Genomic DNA, 18640 nt, shown 5'->3' on the forward strand with positions numbered 1-18640 from the left:
CCGGAGTATTGCAGTGCCCCCATTGAACTATCAACCGCACGGATGAGTGAATTTCCGGCGTCCGACGCGGTGTTCAGGAATAGTCCGTACCAGGTCGGCGACTTAAGTGAACGGTTAACCAACCGTTGACACCCCTGGGCGGTGAGCGCGCAATGGGCTCTGACAGGGGGGTGTGACATGCAGGTTCCCGCACCGTTCGAGTACCAGCGGGTGCACAGTGTCGGTGAGGCGATCGCGCTCCTTGACCGTCTCGGCGACACGGCACGGCTGGTGGCCGGCGGCCACAGCCTGATCCCGATGATGAAGCTCAGGCTGGCCAACTTCGAGTACCTGATCGACATCAACGAGCTGCACCACCAGCTCGGCTACATCCGCGTCGAGTCGGGCCTGATCCGCATCGGGGCCATGACCCGGCACCGTGAGCTGCTGGAGTCCGACGAACTGGCCGCGGCCTTCCCGATCTTCCGCGACGCGGAGCGCGTCATCGCCGACCCCGTGGTCCGCAACCGCGGCACCCTCGGCGGCTCGCTGTGCCAGGCCGACCCCTCCGAGGACCTCTCCGCGGTGTGCACGACGCTGGGCGCGTCCTGCGTCATCCAGGGACTCGACGGTGAACGGGTCGTCTCCATGGAGGACTTCCACCGGGGTCCCTACGAGACGGCGGTCGGCGACGCCGAGATGCTGACCGAGGTGCGCTTCCCGGTCCGCCCGGGCGGGTCGAGCGCCTACGAGAAGGTCGAGCGGCGCGCCGGTGACTGGGCCGTCGTCTCGGCAGGCGCGGCCGTATGGCTCGACGGCGGGTCGATCGCCGACGCCCGGGTGGGGCTCGCCGCGGTCGGCCCGAACACCGCCGGTATCCCGGGCATCGCCGACATCATGCGCGGCCGTGCGCCGGGCGAGGAACTGTACGCGCGGGCCGGACAGATCGCGGCCGAGGCCTGCTCGCCGGTGACGGACCGGCGCGGCAGCGCGGAGTACAAGCGCCATCTGGCGCGGGAGTTGACCGTGCGGGTACTGCGCCGGGCGGTCGCCCGGGCCGGCCGACAGGAGGCGTGAGGGTGCAGGTCACGATGAACGTCAACGGCGAAGAGGTCAGCCGGGAGATCGAGGGCAGGCTGCTCCTGGTCCACTTCCTGCGCGACCACCTGCGGTTGACCGGAACCCACTGGGGCTGCGACACCAGCAACTGCGGTACGTGCGTGGTCTGGCTGGACGGCGAGCCCGTCAAGTCCTGCACCGTGCTGGCCGCGATGGCGGGCGGCCACGAGGTGCGCACCGTGGAGGGCATGGAACAGGACGGCGAACTCGACGCCGTGCAGAAGGGGTTCGTCGAGTGCCACGGTCTGCAGTGCGGCTTCTGCACGCCGGGGATGATGATGACCGCGCGTGCCCTGCTGGACCGCAACCCCGACCCCTCCGAGCAGGAGATCCGCGAGGCGATCTCCGGGCAGATCTGCCGCTGCACCGGCTACGCCACCATCGTCCGCTCCATCCGGTGGGCGGCGGCCGAGGAGGCCGGCACCCGTACGACGGCCACGGAGGCGAGCACCTCATGACCACGACCGTTCCCGCCGACGGACACCGCACCGCCTTCGTCGACAACGACCAGAAGCCCTGCGGCCACGGACGGATGCTCCGCAAGGAGGACCCGCGCTTCGTCCGCGGCAAGGGCCGCTACGTCGACGACCTCCAGCTCCCCGGCATGCTGCACCTGGCGATCCTGCGCTCGCCGCTCGCCCATGCGCGCCTGCTGTCCGTCGACACCAGCCTCGCCGAGGCGCACCCGAAGGTCCGCCTGGTGGTGACCGGCGCGATGCTCGCGGAGAAGGGCCTGGCCTGGATGCCGACGCTCTCGGGCGACGTACAGGCCGTCCTCGCCACCGACAAGGTCCGCTTCCAGGGCCAGGAGGTCGCCTTCGTCGTCGCCGAGGACCGCTACGCGGCGCGCGACGCCCTGGAGTTGATCGACGTCGAGTACGAGCCGCTCGACCCGGTGATCGACGTCCGCACCGCGCTCGCCCCGGACGCGCCGGTCATCCGTGACGACCTGGAGGGCAAGCAGGACAACCACTGCTTCGACTGGGAGACCGGCGACGCCGCCGAGACCGACGCCGTCTTCGCCCGCGCGGACGTCGTGGTCAAGGAGGACATCGTCTATCCGCGGGTGCACCCGGCGCCGATGGAGACGTGCGGCGCGGTCGCCGACTACGACGCCGTCGACGGCAAGCTCACCCTGTGGTCCACCACCCAAGCGCCGCACGCCCACCGCACCCTGTACGCGATCGTCGCCGGGCTGCCCGAGCACAAGATCCGGGTCGTCTCCCCCGACATCGGCGGCGGCTTCGGCAACAAGGTCCCGATCTACCCCGGTTACGTGTGCGCGATCGTGGGCTCCCTGCTCACCGGCAAGCCGGTGAAGTGGATGGAGGACCGCTCGGAGAACCTCATCACCACCGGGTTCGCGCGCGACTACATCATGCGCGGCGAGATCGCCGCGACCCGCGAGGGGAAGATCCTCGCCGTGCGCACCCATGTCCTCGCCGACCACGGCGCGTTCAACGGCACGGCCGCGCCCGTGAAATACCCCGCGGGCTTCTTCGGTGTCTTCACCGGCAGCTACGACATCGAGGCCGCGTACTGCAAGATGACGGCCGCCTACACCAACAAGGCGCCGGGCGGGGTGGCGTACGCCTGCTCGTTCCGGATCACCGAGGCGGTGTATCTGATCGAGCGGATCGTGGACTGTCTGGCGTACGAACTCGGCGTGGATCCGGTCGAGTTGAGGATGAAGAACCTCATCCGTCCCGAGCAGTTCCCGTACCGCACCAAGACCGGCTGGGTGTACGACTCCGGGAACTACGCGCCCACCATGGAACTGGCGACGCAGCTGGCCGGATACGCCGAACTGCGCGCCGAGCAGGCCGAGAAGCGGGTTCGCGGTGAACTCATGGGCATCGGGGTGTCGTTCTTCACCGAGGCCGTCGGCGCGGGGCCGCGCAAGGACATGGACATCCTCGGCCTCGGCATGGCGGACGGCTGCGAGCTGCGCGTGCATCCCACCGGCAAGGCGGTCGTACGGCTGTCGGTGCAGAGCCAGGGGCAGGGCCACGAGACGACGTTCGCGCAGATCGTGGCCGAGGAACTCGGCATCCCGCCGCAGGACATCGAGGTCGTGCACGGCGACACCGACCAGACACCCTTCGGGCTCGGCACCTACGGCAGCCGTTCCACCCCCGTCTCGGGCGCGGCGGCGGCGCTGGTCGCCCGCAAGGTGCGCGACAAGGCCCGGCTGATCGCCTCCTCGATGCTGGAGGTGTCCGTCGCCGACCTGGAGTGGGAGAAGGGCTCCTTCCGGGTGGCCGGCGATCCCAAGGCCTCGGTGACCATCCAGGACATCGCGATGCGCGCGCACGGCGCGGGCGATCTGCCCGACGGGGTGGAGGGCGGCCTGGAGGCGCAGATCTGCTACAACCCGGAGAACCTCACCTACCCGCACGGCGCCTACATCTGCGTCGTCGACATCGACCCGGGCACCGCGAAGGTCACCGTCCGCCGCTTCGTCGCGGTCGACGACTGCGGCACGCGGATCAACCCGATGATCATCGAGGGGCAGGTGCACGGCGGGCTCACCGACGGCGTCGGCATGGCGCTGATGGAGATGATCGCCTTCGACGAGGACGGCAACTGCCTGAGCGGGTCGCTGATGGACTACCTCATCCCGACATCCCTCGAAGTCCCAGACTGGGAAACGGGGTTCACGGTCACGCCGTCCCCGCACCACCCCATCGGCGCCAAGGGCGTCGGCGAGTCCGCGACGGTCGGTTCACCGCCCGCGATCGTCAACGCCGTGGTCGACGCGCTCAAGCCCTTCGGTGTCCGGCACGCCGACATGCCGCTCACTCCGTCACGGGTGTGGGAGGCCATGCAGGGCCGCCCCACACCGCCGATCTGAAGGTGGACGCGATGACCGGCACAGTGAGCGCCCGAGCGCTCGAACTCGCCCGACGGCGGGTGCCGTTCGTGCACGCGCGCGTGGTCCGCGCCCAGGCGCCGGCCTCCGCGCATCCGGGCGACGAGGCCATCGTCCACGGCGACGGCACGATCGACGGCTTCGTGGGCGGCCAGTGCGCGGAGGGTTCGGTGCGTACGGCCGCGCTGGGCGCCCTGCACGGCGGCGGACCGCTGCTGCTGCGGGTGCTGCCCGCGGGCGAGGACGCGTTCCCGGACGCACCGGGTGCGCAGGTCGTGGTCAATCCCTGTCTGTCGGGGGGCGCGTTGGAGATCTTCCTGGAACCCGTCCTGCCGCCGCCGCTCGTCGAGGTCTCGGGGAACACGCCGATCGCCGAGGCGTTCGTCGCACTGGCCCGGGTGCTGGGCTACGCCACCGCCCGGTCGCTGCCGGGCGGGCGGCCCGCCGAGCACACGGCGGCCGTCGTCGTGGCGGGGCAGGGTCACGGGGACGCCGAGTCCTTGCGCGCCGCCCTCGACGCGGACATCCCGTACATCGCGCTCGTCGCCAGCCGCAGGCGCGGCTCCGCCCTGCTCGACGAACTCGGCCTGGACGAAACGGAGAAGGCCCGCATCCACTCCCCCGCAGGGCTCGACATCGGCGCCCGCACCGCCCCCGAGATCGCCCTGTCCATTCTGGCGGAGGTCGTGGAGGCCGTACGGGCAAGGCCGCACGTGCCCCCGCCCGCGCCGCCGGCCGAGGCCGTGGACCCCGTGTGCGGGATGACCGTGACCGTGACCCCCGGCACCCCTCATCTCACTACCGAGGACGGCGAGTTGTGGTTCTGCGGCACGGGCTGCCGGGACCGGCATGCCGCCGGGCTGGTGGGCTAGAGCGTGAGCGAGCTCTTCGGCGACGCGGAGGAGGTACGGCAACGGCTGGACACCGTCGGCCACTTGGTCGACGACGGGACCGCGACCGCCCTGTATCTGGCCACCGTGCTCGACCGTCCGCTGCTGGTGGAGGGCGAACCCGGCGTCGGCAAGACCAGCCTCGCCAAGGCACTCGCCCAGGCGCTGGACACCCCGCTGATCCGGCTGCAGTGCTACGAGGGACTCACACCGGGCGAGGCGCTGTACGAGTGGAACCACCAGCGCCAGCTGCTCGCCATCCGGCTCACCGAGGCGCGCGGCGGGCGGCTCGCCGACGCCGATGTGTTCACCGAGGAGTTCCTGCACGACCGGCCGCTGCTGCGCGCGGTGCGGCACGCGGGCCCGCTGCCGCCCGTGCTGCTGATCGACGAGATCGACCGGGCCGACGACGAGTTCGAAGCGCTGCTCTTCGAGTTCCTCGGCGAATGGTCGATCACCGTACCGGAGTTGGGCACGTTCGCCGCCGTACGCCCGCCCGTCGTCCTGCTCACCTCCAACCGCAGCCGCGAGCTGCACGACGCGCTGCGCCGCCGCTGCCTCTACCACTGGATCGACTTCCCCTCCCCCGAGCGCGCCGCGCAGATCCTGCGCCGCTCGGTCCCGGCCGCGAACGAGCCGCTGATCGCCTCGGCGACGCAGTTCATCGGCGGCGTACGCCGGCTGGACCTGGACAAGGCGCCCGGAATGGCGGAGGCGATCGACTGGGTGTCGGCGCTGGCCGCGCTGCGCGTCGCGCGGCTGACGCGCCCCGACGTCCTCAGCACCCTCAGCGCGGTCGCCAAGAGCCCCGACGACCGCACGGCCATCACCGAGGCACTTGATGAGCTCGGTTGTCCCGAACAGGCGAGGAGACCATGAAGATCGACCAGGAGTTCGGCGTCGAGGTACCCGTCGACCGCGTGTGGCGGGCCCTCACGGATCTGGAGGGCCTCGCCCCGTGCCTGCCCGGCGCCCAGCTCACCGGGGTGGAGGGCGACACGTACAAGGGACGGGTGAAGGTCAAAGTGGGCCCTGTCGTCAGCCAGTTCGCGGGTACGGCGCGTTTCGTGAAGCTGGACGAGGACGCCCGGATCGCCGTCATCAGCGCGGCCGGGAAGGACACGCGCGGCGCCGGGAACGCCTCCGCGACGATCCACGCCCGACTGCGCCCCGAGGGCGCGGGCACGGTGGTGACGGTCAGCACGGACCTCAACATCAGCGGCAGGCTGGCCCAGTTCGGCAGCGGCATGATCAACGAGATCTCGCAGAAGCTGTTCGCGCAGTTCGTCGAGAACGTGGAGACGCGGCTGCTGGCTCCGCAACCGGCCGCCGTGCCCGAGCCGGAGGGCGCGACACGGGCCGTCGCCGAGGCGGGGGGCGCGCCGCAGGCCGTCGCCGAACCGCTCCCGTCCGCCGCTCCGTCCGTAGCTCCGCCCCCGCAGCGGGAAAAGGCGTCACAGCGGGAGGAGGCGCCGGCGGACGAACCACTCGACCTGATGCGGCTGGCCGGGAGGTCGGTGTACCGAAGGCTGGTCCCCGCTCTGGTCGTGGTCGTCGTGGTGGTCGCCGCCGTGGTCCTGCTGCTGACCCTGTGACCCGGTCCGGGCCGCTCCTTCCGGCCGTCGACCGGGCCGCGTTCGCCGTCGCGTTCGCCACCCGGCTCAGGGAGCGGGGGGTGGCGGTGGGACTGACCGCCACCCAGGACTTCGTGCGTGCGCTGGTCGCCGTGGCGCCCGTGTCCCGGACGGCGCTGTACTGGTCGGCACGGGTCACCCTCGTCCGCCGCAGGCCGGACCTGGCGCGGTTCGACGAGGTCTTCGACGCGGTCTTCGGTCAGGCGCTGCTGTCCGTCGACCCCAACGCCCGCCGCAGCAGCGGGCGTTCGGCCGGGCGCGGGGGCGACGCCCGTCCGCCGTCGCCCACCGGGTCGTACGACGTTCCGGGAGGCTCGGCGGACCGGCGCGGTCTGCCGTGGGTGACCCTGCCGCCCGTGTCGCACGCCGAACACCGCGACGACGTCACGCTGTCCGTGCCGCAGCGTCTGCCCAGCGATCTCGCCGGGGCCCTGGACATGCCGTTCGAGCAACTCGACGCCGTACAGGCGCAGTTGCTCGGCCGGTGGCTGGAGCGGGCGCTGCGGGAGTGGCCCATGCGGCGCTCGCGCCGGTACGCGGTGCGGCCGGGCGGCCCCCGAGTGGCGATCCGCGAGACGGCGGCCCGGGCCCGGCGCACCGGCTGGGACCCGGTCCATCTGGTGCGCACCGGACCCGTGCACCGGCCCCGCCGGGTGGTGGTGCTGTGCGACGTGAGCCGGTCCATGCAGGCGCAGGCGATGGCCTGTCTGCATCTGATGCGGGCGCTGGCGCTGACCACGCACGCCGAGGTCTTCGCCTTCGCGACCTCGCTGACCCGGCTGACCACGACCCTCGGCCGCCGCTCGACCGAGTCGGCGCTCGCGGAGGCGACGGAACGGGTCGCGGACCGGTTCGGCGGGACGCGCATCGCGCACTGCCTGTCCACGCTGCTCGCCTCGCACCACGGCGGCACGGTGCGCGGCGCGGTCGTCCTGATCGCCTCGGACGGCTGGGACGGCGATCCGCCGGAGCGGCTGGCCGCGGTCATGGCCCGGCTGCGGCGCCGCGCACACCTGGTGATCTGGCTCAACCCGCGCGCCGCGACCCCGGGCTTCGTCCCGCGTACGACGACGATGACCGCCGCCCTTCCGTACGTGGACCTGCTGTTGCCCGCGGACAGCTTCGCGGATCTGCTGCGGGTTCCGGGCGAGGTGGCCCGTTACGCCCGCCGCGGCTGAACGGCCCGGGGCGAAGAGGCCGCCCGGGCCGTCCGACGCGGCCGGTGCCCGGTGTCAGCCGAACATGCCCGGCTGGTAGTCGCCGGCCGGCTGCTGGGTGATGACGTTGAAGCGGTTGTACATGTTGATCAGCGCGATGACGGCCACGAGCGCGGCGAGCTGCTCCTCGTCGAAGTGCTTGGCCGCGTTCGCCCAGGCCTCGTCCGTCACGCCACCGGCCGCGTCCGCGATACGGGTGCCCTGCTCGGCCAGCTCCAGCGCGGCGCGCTCGGCCTCGGTGAACACCTTGGCCTCGCGCCAGGCCGCCACCATGAGCAGGCGCTGCGGGTCCTCGCCCGCGGCCAGGGCGTCCTTGGTGTGCATGTCGGTGCAGAACCCGCAGCCGTTGATCTGGCTGGCGCGCAGCTTCACCAGCTCGGCCGTGGCGGCCGGCAGCGTCGAGTCCGACACCACCTTGCCCGCCGTGTTGATGTGCTTGAACAGCTTCCCGGCGATCGGGTTCTCGAAGAGGCTCATGCGAGCTTCCATGGTGCGCTCCTTTGTGCCGTGGTTCGGTGGGTACACCTCCTTGACGGACCGTCCCGGCGAACTGTGACGGGCGCGGATGTGACCTGCGTCTCCGCCGGGCCGGCGAAGGGATGCCGGTCAGCTCCTGCAGCTCAGCTCCACAGCGTGACGTGGATGGCGGGCCGGAACCGTCCCGCGGTCACGCCCGCGCCCCGCAGCATGGCCTGGGTGGCCCGGGGTGTGGTGACGAATCGGCGCAGTTCGGCCGCGACCTGGGGTGCCTCCCGGTCGTGCAGCGAGAGCAGGTTCCAGGAACCGCGGACCGGCAGATGGGGGCCGTCGAGCCGGCGCAGATGCCCGTCGGACAGGTCCTTCGCCACGGCGAAGGCCACCGCGAGGGCGATCCCCTTGCCGCGCTTGGCCTCGTCCAGGGCGGCGGCATGGCTCTGGAAGATGCGCTGGTTGTGCTCGGGCACGCTCAGCCGGCGCAGCACCGAGGGAACGAGCCCGGTGCGGCCTACGGCGGAGGGGCCGAGCAGCCAGGTCTGCCCGCGCAGCTCCGTGACCCCGGCACCGCCCGCGGCGAGCGGATGGTCGGGCCCTACGACCGCGATCACCTGGTAGTTGAGGAAGTGGGTGCAGCTCATCGTGTCGTCGAGGGTGGCGGGCCGCGGCCCGACCGCCACGTCCACCGTGCGGTTGACGAGCAGCACGGCGAACCGCTCCGGGTCGTGCACGCTCAGCTCGACGTCCAGGTCGGCGGCGCGCTGCGCGAACAGCTCGATGAGGCCGGGCGCGGCGTACTCGGCGAAGAGGCTGGAGGCGGCCACCCGCAGCAGCCGGCGGCCCGAGCCCGCCCGCCGTACCTCGAGGATGGTGCGGTCCTGCAGGCCCAGCATCTCCGTCGCGCGGCTGGCGAGCCGGAGCCCTCCGGGCGTGAACGCCAGGCCGTGTGCGGTGCGAGTGAAGAGCTGGTCGCCGAGTTCCTTGCGCAGATGCGCGATGTGCATCGATACGGCGGCCTCGGTCACGGCGAGGTCGGCGGCGGCTGCCTTCACCGACCCGAGGCGCACGGTCGCCGAATAGGCCCGCAGTTGTGACGGGGTCAACGCGTACCTCCCCGTTCGCCACGGGTGCACATCACCTGTGACCTGCACCTCAAATTAGCGCACCAGTTCCCCGAAGGCCACTGTCGTGCGGGGCTCGCGAGCCTCAAGTGGCGGCTGGGGCAGGCGTGTTCGAGCTCAGTCCAGCAGTCCGGCAGCGAGCGTCGCGCCGAGCTCCCAGCACGCCTCGAGATCGGACCTGGACGGCTCGCCCGTCACCGTGACCGGCTTCGCGGCGGCGCGCCAGCCGAGGCCGGTCGTGATCGTTTCGATCCCCCGCACCGCGCCCGTCACATCGCTGCCGCCGTGGACGTAGTACCCGAAGGGCCTGCCCTGGGTGGCGTCCAGGCACGGGTAGTAGATCTGGTCGAAGAAATGCTTCAGGGCCCCGGACATGTAGCCGATGTTGGCCGGGGTGCCCAGCAGACAGGCGTCGGCGGCGAGCACGTCGGACGCCGTGGCGGCGAGGGCCGGTCGCCGTACGACCTCGACGTTCTCGATCTCGGGTGCGGTCGCGCCGGAGACGACGGCTTCCAGCATGGCCTGGCAGTTCGGCGAGGGGGTGTGATGCACGATCAGCAAGGTGGGCACACTCGGCACCTTAAACGAGACACCAGCACGGGACTCGTATCCGATTCAGCAGCTATTCAGAAGCGACACCTCTGAATCCGATGAAGAGTAGTTGTTGGACTTAAGAATCGTGCGCGAGCACAGTGAAACGCATGACCCACCTCGCACATCCCGAGCGCTACGACGGCACCATGCGCTACCGGCGGACCGGCCGCTCCGGTCTCGATCTGCCTCTCCTCTCCCTCGGCTACTGGCACAACTTCGGGGACGACCGGCCCTTCGAGACGCAGCGCGAGATCGCCCTGCGCGCGTTCGACCTCGGGATCACCCATCACGACCTGGCGAACAACTACGGCCCGCCGTACGGCGCTGCCGAGATCAACTTCGGCCGTCTGATGAAGCAGGACCTCGGGCCGTACCGCGACGAGCTGGTGATCTCCACGAAGGCCGGCTGGGACATGTGGCCCGGCCCGTACGGCCAGGGCGGCGGCTCGCGCAAGTACGTGCTCGCCTCGCTCGACCAGTCGCTCACGCGCATGGGCCTCGACTACGTCGACATCTTCTACTCGCACCGGCTCGACGCGACGACTCCGCTGGAGGAGACGATGGGCGCGCTCGACACGGCGGTGCGCCAGGGCAAGGCCCTCTACGTCGGCATCTCCTCCTACGACGCCGAGCGCAGCCGCGAGGCGGTGGCGATCCTGCGGGATCTGGGCACCCCGCTGCTGATCCACCAGCCGTCGTACAACATGCTCAACCGCTGGATCGAGACCGAGGGTCTGCTGGACGTCGCCCAGGAGGAGGGCTTCGGGGTCATCGGGTTCACGGCGCTGGCCCAGGGCCTGCTGACCGGGCGCTATCTGGACGGTGTTCCCGAGGGTTCGCGGGCCGCGGCGGGCACGTCGTTCGACCGGTCGTGGCTCACCGACGACATGCTCGGCCGGCTGCGCGCGCTGAACGACGTCGCGGCCCGGCGCGGCCAGACGCTCGCCCAGATGGCGCTGGCCTGGGCGCTGCGCGACGAGCGGGTCACCTCGCTCGTCATCGGCGCCTCGCGCACCGAGCAGCTGGAGCAGAACGTCGCCGCGCTGGAGAACCTCGACTTCAGCGCCGAGGAACTGGCCGAGATCGACAAGTACGCCACCGACGGCGGCGTCGACCTGTGGCGGGAGGCCCGGCTGGGCAACCTCGGCTGAGGCCGAGGCCGTAGCCGGTGATGCGGTCCGAGCCGACCGCTCAGCACAGCACGCGCAGCGCCCCGGGCAGGACCCTGACCGTGACGGGCAGGACGGCGTCGACCTCTCCGTCGGCGCCGTAGGGAACGTCACGGTCGGCGGAGATGGCGATCTCCCTGCCGCGCAGGACGCGCACCTGCGGCCGTTGCACGTGGGTGCCCGTCTTGAGCTCGTTCATCATGGCGAAGAAGAGCCACCGGGGCGCCTCGCTGATCATCACGATGTCCAGCAGTCCGTCGTCGACGCGGGCGTCCGGGGCGATGAGCCGACCGGAGCCGTAGTAGCCGGAGTTGGCGGCGACCACGGTGTATCCGATGTGGAGGTGTTCCTCGCCGTCGACCGTGACGCGGTAGCGGGCGGGCCGCCAGGTGGTGACGGCGCGCAGTCCGCCGGCGTAGTAGGAGGCCGAACCGCGCAGCAGTTTCGCGTGGTTGGCGTGCCGGTTGGCCAGGGCGTCGACGCCTGCGTACACGCTGCCGAGGACGACGGTGCGGCCGTGGGTGGCCGACTCGACCTCGATGGTGTCGACCGCTCGGGGCTCGTTGTGGAGCAGGACCTGCGCCAACTCCTCGGGTTCCGTGGGGAGTTCGAGGGCTCTGGCGAAGTCGTTGCCGCGGCCTGCGGGGACCAGGCCGAGGACGGCGCCGGTGCCGCTGAGGGCGCCGCCGATGCCGCCCGCGATGCCGTCCCCGCCGACGGCGAGCACGATCCGGCCCTGCTGCCCGGCCTGCCGTGCGAGTTCCTGGGCGTGGGCGAGGCTGCGGCTGTACTCGGTCTGCAGCTCGGCACCCGCCTCGCGCAGCAGCCGGGCCACGGCGAGCAGCGCGGCGGCCGAACTCGACCCGCCCGCGGTGGGGTTGACGACGGCGGTGAACTGTCGCATCGGTGTGCCTCCGGGGCGGACGTGCCGGTTGTGCGGGACGGGGAACAAGGGGCGGGGACGAGGGACTGGGGACGAGAGGGCGGTCGGTCGCCGGGACGGGGTCCCGGTCAGTCGTCGAGGGGCAGCAGGATGCCGGGGTTGAGCAGTCCCTCCGGGTCCAGTTGTCGCTTCACGGCGCGCAGCGCCTCCACGGCCTGAGGGCCGACCTCGCGGACGTACCAGTCGCGGTGGTCGGTGCCCACGGCGTGGTGGTGGGTGATGGTGCCGCCCGCGGCGAGGATCGCCTCGTTGGCGGCGTGCTTGGCCCGTGTCCAGTGCGCGACGGGGTCCTGGCCCTGGGCCGAGACCACGGTGAAGTACAGGGAGGCGCCGTTCTCGTAGACGTGCGAGACATGGCACATGACCAGGGGCGGGGTGCCGGCCTCGGTGAGGGTGGCGGTGAGGGCGTCGCGCACGGCCGCGTAGAGCTCCGGGACGCGGGACCAGAACGTGGCCGTCTCCAGGGTCTCGGCGAAGGCGCCCGCGTCCAGCAGGGCGTCGCGCAGATACGGGGCCGAGTAGCGGCCGTGCGCCCAGCGTTCGCCCGGCTCCTCGCCCAGGGGTGTGCCGCCGCACGCGCGCAGCACTGCGGCGGCGCGCTCCCGACGGTAGGAGGTGTCCTCCTGCGTTCCTTCGTAGCCGGTAATGGCCGTGCAACCAGCGGCCGGTGGAGCGTCGGAGGCACCGATGGCGTCGGGCTGGGCGAGGCCGATCAAGGTCTCGGTCTCGTCGGACAGGCGCAGCACCGTCGGGCGCGGCCCGTCCTGCGCGAGCCGGCGCAGCGCCGCGGTGCCCTCCTCGAACGAGGCGAACCTCCAGCCCTCGTAGCGGCGGACCTCGGGGACCGGGCGGATGCGGACCGTCACGGACGTGATGACGCCGAAGGCGCCCTCCGAGCCGAGGAACAGCTGGCGCAGGTCGGGGCCGGCGGCCGAACGCGGGGCGCGGCCCGTGTCGATGGTGCCTTCGGGGGTGGCGAGGGTGAGGCCGAGGACCATCTCGTCGAAGCGGCCGTAGCCCGCGGAGGCCTGGCCGCTGGAGCGGGTGGCGGCGAAACCGCCGATGGTGGCCCACTCGTAGGACTGGGGGAAGTGGCCGAGCGTGAAGCCGTGTTCGGCGAGCAGGGCCTCGGCCTGCGGTGCGCGCAGGCCGGGTTGCAGGGTGGCGGTGCGCGAGACGGGGTCGAGGGCGAGCAGGCCGTCCATGCGGCGCAGGTCCACGGCGACGAAGAGGCCGCGTCGTCCGGGTGCGAGACCGCCGACGACGGAGGTGCCGCCGCCGAACGGGACCAGGGCGAGCCGGTGTTCGGCGCAGGCCCGCAGGACGGCGAGGACCTCGTCGTGACCGGCGGGGAGCAGTACGGCCGCCGGGGTGTCGAGGGTGTCGCCCTCGCGGATGCGCAGCAGGTCGGGGGTGGACTTGCCGCGGGTGTGCCGGATCCGGGTCTCGGCGTCCGTGCGCACGAACTCCTCGCCGCCGACGGCGGCCGCGAGGGCGCGGTGCGCTGCGGGCTCCAACTGCCCTTCCGGTACGGCGATGTCGGCGAGGCCGACCGGTTCGGTGCCGCGTGGCTTGACGCCGAGCAGATCGCGCAACAGCCCGATCACCGTGTCGGGCAGCGGTGCCGCCTTGGCCGGGTCGCCCCAGCCGCTCCACAGCATGTCCATGACTGTCGTCCTCACCGGTCGATTCGAGCGATTCTCTCTCCGTCGACGTCCGAGGGCGCCGAGGCGTTACACTGTGACACATGACGCCTATTCGTCACAACGCCTCAGGCGGCAGCTCGCACAATGACGCGGTCCTCGACGCGGTGCGGGACTGCGTCCTGGCCGTCGGGGTCCGCCGTACGACGCTCACCGACGTGGCCCGCCGCGCGGGGGTCTCCCGGATGACGCTGTACCGGCGCTGGCCCGACGTACGCACCCTCGTCGGCGATCTGATGACCCGCGAATGGATCGACGTGGCCACCCGGGCGATACCGGAGCGCCGGGACGGGGCGCACGCGCGCAGGCTGCTCGTGGACGGGCTCGTGGAGGGAGTGGCCTCCTTCCGCGCCCATCCGCTCTTCCGCAAGATCGTGGACGTCGACCCCGAACTGCTGCTCCCCTATGTGCTCGACCGGCGCGGCGCGAGCCAGAACGCCCTGCTGGAGCTGCTGGCCGACGGCCTCAAGGACGGTCACGCCGACGGATCGGTGCGGGCCGGGCATCCCGAGCGCCAGGCCCGTTCCGTCCTGCTGATCGTGCAGTCCTTCACCCTGTCCCTGCGGACGATGACCGACGAGGAGGACGCGGATCTGAACTCCGCGGCCTTCCTCACGGAGCTGCGCACCATTCTGGAGAGGACCCTCACGCCATGAGCCAACGCCCTGCTTCCGGCTCGTCCCTGTCCGCCGCCCGGCGCTCGCGCGAGCTGGCCGGGTCGGTGGGCGGCCCCACGGTGGACGTCCTCGTCGTCGGGCTCGGCGCCACCGGTGCCGGGGCCGCCCTGGACGCGGCGGCCCGCGGCCTGAGCGTGGTCGCCGTCGACGCGCACGACCTGGCGTTCGGCACCTCCCGCTGGAGCAGCAAGCTGATCCACGGCGGGCTGCGCTATCTCGCCTCCGGTCAGCTCGACGTCGCGCACGAGAGCGCGGTCGAGCGGGGCACGCTGATGGAGCGCACGGCGCCGCACCTGGTCCGCGCGCAGCCGTTCGTGCTGCCCCTGACGCCGCTGGTGTCCCGGGGGCAGGGGGCGCTCGCCTGGGCCGGGTTCCGGGCCGGTGACGCCCTGCGGGTGGCGGCGCGCACGGCCCGGGCCACGCTGCCCGCGCCGCGGCGCCTGTCCGCGATGGAGACCCGGCATCTCGCCCCGGCCCTGCGCACCGGCGGACTGCGCGGCGGGTTGCTGTCCTGGGACGGCCGGCTCGTCGACGACGCCCGTCTGGTCACCGCCGTCGCCCGCACCGCGGCGGCACACGGCGCGCGCGTCCTCACCCGGGTACGGGCGCTGGAACTCACCGGCACCGGCGCCCGCGTCCGTGACGAACTCACCGGCGAGGAGGGCGAGATCCGGGCCCGCGCGGTGATCAACGCCTCCGGCGTCTGGGCGGGCGGCCTGGTGGACGGCATCCGCATCCGCCCCTCGCGCGGCACCCACCTGATCCTGCGCTCCGACGACCTCGGCCCGCTGCCGGCCGGCTTGCACATCCCGATCCCCGGCGAGACCAACCGCTTCGTCCTCGTCCTTCCGCAGGGCGACGGCCGGGTCTACGTCGGCCTGACGGACGAGCCCGTCGACGGCGCGATCCCCGATGTGCCGGAGGTGCCCGAGACGGACATCGGGTTCCTGCTCGACGTCCTCGGCTCGGTGCTGAACCTCCCGGTACGGCGCCAGGACGTCGTCGGGGCCTTCGCGGGGCTGCGCCCGCTGCTGGACACCACACCGCAGGACGGTCCGGGCGCCACCGCCAGGACCGCGGACATCTCACGGCGGCACGCGGTGCTCACCTCGTCCGAGGGCGTGATCACCGTGGTCGGCGGCAAGCTCACCACGTACCGGCGCATGGCCGAGGACGCCGTGGACGCCGCCGTCGCGGCCCGCCGCCTCACCGCGGGCCCCTCCCCGACCGCATCCCTCCCGCTCGTCGGTGCGGCGTCGCCCCGCACCCTCGACGCGCTGAACGCGCCGCCCCACCTGATCCGGCGCTACGGCACCGAGGCGCCCGCCGTCCTCGCGCTCGCCGAACACGACCCCCGCCTCGGCGAGCGGGTCCTGCCGGGACACCCCGTCACCGCGGCCGAACTGCTGTGGGCGGTACGCCACGAGGGCGCCCTCGACGAGGCCGACGTACTCGACCGCAGAACCCGCATCGGCCTGGTCCCCGCGGACCGCGCGGCGGCGCTGGAGACGGCACGGGACCTGCTGGCCGAGGTGACCGCTCAGCAGGGCTGAGTCCGGCCGCCCGGTGGACGACCGACTCGCCTCGCAAATCCGTACATACCGCCCTATGCTCCATTTGCGTGACACATACTTTCGACGAGCTGGTGGAGAAACAGCGCGCAGCCGAGCAGGCACACCACCGGGTCGATCAGCTGCGCCACTCGTACGGCCCGCCGTCCCAGCCGGGCGGCTGGACCGGACGCCAGACCAACACCTACGAAACCGCCCTGCACGCCTGGCGAGACCTCGCCCGCGAGGCCCGCACCTCGCTGAACGAATTCGCGAGGGAGTCGGGAAAGGCTCGCAACGAGGTGGAGGCGGACGTACGGGAGACGGTGCGGCATTCGGCGCGGTAGGCATTCCGGAGCCATAGCGCGGGCTGCGGAACCGCAGGCCGCGACGCCGCAGGGCCCGCGGCCACCGCAGGGCTACGGTCACCGCTCACACCGGCACCGCCTCGATCACCGAGATCGGGGACGGGGGTGGCATGCGGGTCACTCGGGGGACCGAGAAGCCGGCGCGGGTGCACAGGGAGCGGTACTCCGGTTCGGTGCGTTCGCGGCCGGAGACGTTGGCGAGCATGTGGAGGTCGCCGGTGTACATGACGGACGGGACCGAGCCGTCGACGGTCTCCGGCATGACGACCTCGATGATCAGCAGGCGCCCCTCCGGCGGCATCGCCGACCTGATGTTGGCGAGGACGGTGGTCGCCCGGTCGTCGTCCCAGTCCTTGACGACGCCTTTGAGCAGATAGACGTCCGATCCGGAGGGCACCGAGACCAAGAAGTCGCCGGTGACGATCTCGCTGCGCCCGGCGAGGCCGGCCGCCTTCAGGAGCGGGCCCGCCTCGGCCGCTCCCTGGGGAGTCTCGAACAGCACGCCGCGCAAATGGGGGTGCTCCGTCAGGAGTGCCGCGAGCAGCGTCCCGTCGCCGCCGCCCACATCGGTGACCGAGGTGGCGCCCGCAAGATCGAGCTCGCCCTTCAGGATGCGGGCGGTGGCTCCGGTGCCCTGGCGCATCGCGGCGTTGAACGTCCGTGACAGCTCGGGGTGGGTCGCGAGGTGACCGAAGAAGTCGGTGCCGTACAGCTCGTCGAAGGCGGCCCGCCCGGTACGGACGCTGTCGTCGAGATGGCTCCAGGCGCCCACCGTCGTCCGGTCCATGAACATCGCGACGAAGGCGGCGACCGAGTCCGGGCGGTCGGTGCGCAGCAGCGCTCCGCGAGGGGTCAGGGCGAACACGCCGGGCCGTACCTCGGCCGCAAAGCCCGACCCTGCCAGCGCGCGCAACAGCCGTCGGGTGGCGTCCGGATCGGTGCCCAGATCGGCGGCCACGTCGGCGGCGTCCCGCTCCCGCTCGCCCAGCGTGTCGGCTACGCCGAGGTGTACCGTCGCCCCGAGCATCTGGGCCTCCATGTGCGCGAAGACCGTGGACATGATCACGTCGCGGTCCTCGGGAGTTGGCTCGGGCGTCGGCTCGGGCGTCGGCTCCGGGGTCGGCTCGGTCATCTCGTCCTCCGCGGTCGGCTGCGGGTACCCGTTTCATGGTCCATGCTGCGCCCCCGCCCGGCCCCGGGCTCCGGGACGAACGAGGACGAACGTGGACGAACCGACTAGGGCGCCCGGACCGGAAGTCGGTCCGGGCGCCCTGGGGGCGTGATTTCTAGTAGCGCCTGCGCGTACGGGTCAGCAGGAACAGGCCGCCGATCAGCAGGACCGTGCCGGCCGCCGCGGGCCACAGGGTCGTGCCGGTCTCCGCGAGGTCGCCGCCCTGCGGTTCGGCCTGGTTGCCGACGACGGAGGTGCTGCCGCCCGTGCCCTGGGCCTGGACGGAACCGTCACCGTTGTTGTCGTCGCTGCCCGAACCGCCCTGGTCCGCACCGGCCGCGGCGCTCTTGGACGCCTTGGCGGACGCGTAGACCCTGGGGTTCGTCGTGCTGGACATCGTGGGTGCGTCGTCCGACTGCTGCTGCGTCTGCGAGGCCGTGGGCTGGGCCGTCTGGTCGTCGGATCCGCCGGCGTTGCCCTTGCCGGACCCGTCGTGCCCGTGGCCCTTGCCCGAACCGTCGTTGCCCTGGTTGCCGTTGTCGTCACCGGCGGGCGGCGTCGTCTGGCCCTCGGTCGGCTGAGCGGTCGGCTGCTCGCTCGGCTGGTTGGTGGGGTCCTGGCTCGGCTGGTCCGTCGGCTGCTCGGACGGCTGCTGGGTGGCTCCGCCGCCCGAACCCTGGTCGTCGCCGGAGCCCGTACCGCAGTCACGGCCGCTGTTGATGCAGTCGGCGATCTTGTTGGCAAGACCACCGGTGGTGATGCTGATGAAGTCGTTGTGGTCGGTGGCCGGCTTGTGCAGCTGCTCCGGGAAACTGTCCACCGCGTACGCGTTCTTGACCTGACCGTTCTCGATGGTCGGCGTCGGAATGTCGTACACCAGGCGCTCGGTCAGCTGCGGGATCGCCTCGAAGCCGTTCGGGCAGGCACCACTCTTGGGGTCGGCGAACGCGTCGTGCGTACGGTGGTTCGCGCTGTCGATGTTCCTGCCGTCCCAGCAGCTCTGGAACGCGAAGGTGCGGACCACCTTGCTGCCCTGCGGACACAGCGGGTACTGCTCGGTCAGCTGCACCTTGTCCTCGAAGCCGGTGCAGCTCCAGTGCGCGTTGGCGTTCGCCAGGCCGTTGGTGGTGGTCTTGGCGTCACCGGTGATGATGCGCAG

Annotated in this window: 18 protein-coding genes; 11 read left to right on the plus strand and 7 right to left on the minus strand. The window is 71.9% G+C overall.

All coding sequences use genetic code 11. The annotated features are described in order from the left end of the window. Window positions 1-177 precede the first annotated feature (177 nt). From JYK17_RS32215 to JYK17_RS41080, 7 genes are read left to right on the plus strand one after another with little or no spacing between them, the layout of a single operon-like run. Complete coding sequence (locus tag JYK17_RS32215) at window positions 178-1056, plus strand: FAD binding domain-containing protein (protein WP_222811747.1); 879 nt, start codon at window positions 178-180, stop codon at window positions 1054-1056. Between the two features lie 2 nt (window positions 1057-1058). Next, a complete protein-coding gene (locus tag JYK17_RS32220) occupies window positions 1059-1556 on the plus strand; it encodes a (2Fe-2S)-binding protein (RefSeq protein WP_108014359.1) in 498 nt (165 codons plus the stop codon). Then, window positions 1553-3952 carry an aerobic carbon-monoxide dehydrogenase large subunit gene (locus JYK17_RS32225; RefSeq protein ID WP_222811748.1) on the plus strand — a complete coding sequence of 800 codons (2400 nt, stop codon included), beginning with the start codon at window positions 1553-1555 and terminating at the stop codon, window positions 3950-3952. Before JYK17_RS32220 ends, JYK17_RS32225 begins: the two co-directional genes overlap by 4 nt. 11 nt (window positions 3953-3963) lie before the next feature. Further along, entirely contained in the window at window positions 3964-4842 is an 879-nt protein-coding gene (locus tag JYK17_RS32230; RefSeq protein ID WP_222811749.1) for an XdhC family protein, read from the plus strand. Window positions 4843-4845: 3 nt separating this feature from the next. Then, complete coding sequence (locus JYK17_RS32235) at window positions 4846-5739, plus strand: AAA family ATPase (RefSeq protein ID WP_222811750.1); 894 nt, start codon at window positions 4846-4848, stop codon at window positions 5737-5739. Continuing rightward, window positions 5736-6455: an SRPBCC family protein gene (locus JYK17_RS32240; RefSeq protein WP_108014363.1), complete on the plus strand. Its 720-nt coding sequence runs from the start codon at window positions 5736-5738 to the stop codon at window positions 6453-6455. Before JYK17_RS32235 ends, JYK17_RS32240 begins: the two co-directional genes overlap by 4 nt. Continuing rightward, entirely contained in the window at window positions 6452-7672 is a 1221-nt protein-coding gene (locus tag JYK17_RS41080; protein WP_128801028.1) for a vWA domain-containing protein, read from the plus strand. Before JYK17_RS32240 ends, JYK17_RS41080 begins: the two co-directional genes overlap by 4 nt. Window positions 7673-7726: 54 nt before the next feature. Here the strand turns inward: JYK17_RS41080 and JYK17_RS32250 are convergent, their stop codons facing one another. From JYK17_RS32250 to JYK17_RS32260, 3 genes are all read right to left on the minus strand, one after another. Then, window positions 7727-8200, minus strand: coding sequence for a carboxymuconolactone decarboxylase family protein (locus tag JYK17_RS32250; RefSeq protein WP_108014365.1), 474 nt, complete (start codon window positions 8198-8200; stop codon window positions 7727-7729). Window positions 8201-8331: 131 nt separating this feature from the next. After that, window positions 8332-9288: a LysR family transcriptional regulator gene (locus JYK17_RS32255; protein ID WP_128801029.1), complete on the minus strand. Its 957-nt coding sequence runs from the start codon at window positions 9286-9288 to the stop codon at window positions 8332-8334. 135 nt (window positions 9289-9423) lie between these two features. Then, complete coding sequence (locus JYK17_RS32260; protein WP_108014367.1) at window positions 9424-9876, minus strand: flavodoxin family protein; 453 nt, start codon at window positions 9874-9876, stop codon at window positions 9424-9426. 131 nt (window positions 9877-10007) lie between these two features. Here JYK17_RS32260 and mgrA point away from each other — a divergent pair, with 131 nt between their 5' ends. Next, a complete protein-coding gene (gene mgrA, locus JYK17_RS32265) occupies window positions 10008-11051 on the plus strand; it encodes an L-glyceraldehyde 3-phosphate reductase (RefSeq protein WP_128801031.1) in 1044 nt (347 codons plus the stop codon). Between the two features lie 40 nt (window positions 11052-11091). On the opposite strand, the gene JYK17_RS32270 is transcribed toward mgrA, so the two are convergent. Both JYK17_RS32270 and JYK17_RS32275 read right to left on the minus strand, forming a co-directional pair. Beyond that, window positions 11092-11973 carry a YegS/Rv2252/BmrU family lipid kinase gene (locus tag JYK17_RS32270; protein ID WP_222811751.1) on the minus strand — a complete coding sequence of 294 codons (882 nt, stop codon included), beginning with the start codon at window positions 11971-11973 and terminating at the stop codon, window positions 11092-11094. A 107-nt stretch (window positions 11974-12080) separates the two neighbouring features. Continuing rightward, window positions 12081-13679 (minus strand): FAD-binding oxidoreductase, encoded by a 1599-nt coding sequence (locus JYK17_RS32275; protein ID WP_164932108.1) that lies wholly within the window; start codon window positions 13677-13679, stop codon window positions 12081-12083. A gap of 80 nt (window positions 13680-13759) precedes the next feature. Between JYK17_RS32275 and JYK17_RS32280 the strand changes: the two genes are divergently transcribed. The 3 genes from JYK17_RS32280 (at window position 13760) to JYK17_RS32290 (ending at window position 16289) form a co-directional block, all read left to right on the plus strand. Continuing rightward, entirely contained in the window at window positions 13760-14371 is a 612-nt protein-coding gene (locus JYK17_RS32280) for a TetR/AcrR family transcriptional regulator (RefSeq protein ID WP_108014370.1), read from the plus strand. Beyond that, on the plus strand, window positions 14368-15945 hold the full coding sequence (locus JYK17_RS32285; RefSeq protein ID WP_222811752.1) for a glycerol-3-phosphate dehydrogenase/oxidase: 1578 nt from the start codon (window positions 14368-14370) through the stop codon (window positions 15943-15945). The genes JYK17_RS32280 and JYK17_RS32285 overlap by 4 nt, the downstream gene beginning before the upstream one ends. A 68-nt stretch (window positions 15946-16013) precedes the next feature. Next, a complete protein-coding gene (locus tag JYK17_RS32290; RefSeq protein ID WP_222811753.1) occupies window positions 16014-16289 on the plus strand; it encodes a hypothetical protein in 276 nt (91 codons plus the stop codon). Between the two features lie 85 nt (window positions 16290-16374). On the opposite strand, the gene JYK17_RS32295 is transcribed toward JYK17_RS32290, so the two are convergent. Next, window positions 16375-17442, minus strand: coding sequence for a methyltransferase (locus tag JYK17_RS32295; RefSeq protein WP_222811754.1), 1068 nt, complete (start codon window positions 17440-17442; stop codon window positions 16375-16377). Window positions 17443-17596: 154 nt separating this feature from the next. Further along, window positions 17597-18640 (minus strand): DUF1996 domain-containing protein (locus tag JYK17_RS32300; RefSeq protein WP_222811755.1); only part of this gene is annotated, 1044 nt, incomplete at its 5' end.

Source organism: Streptomyces plumbidurans (genome assembly GCF_019857225.1).
GTDB classification, from domain to species: domain Bacteria; phylum Actinomycetota; class Actinomycetes; order Streptomycetales; family Streptomycetaceae; genus Streptomyces; species Streptomyces plumbidurans.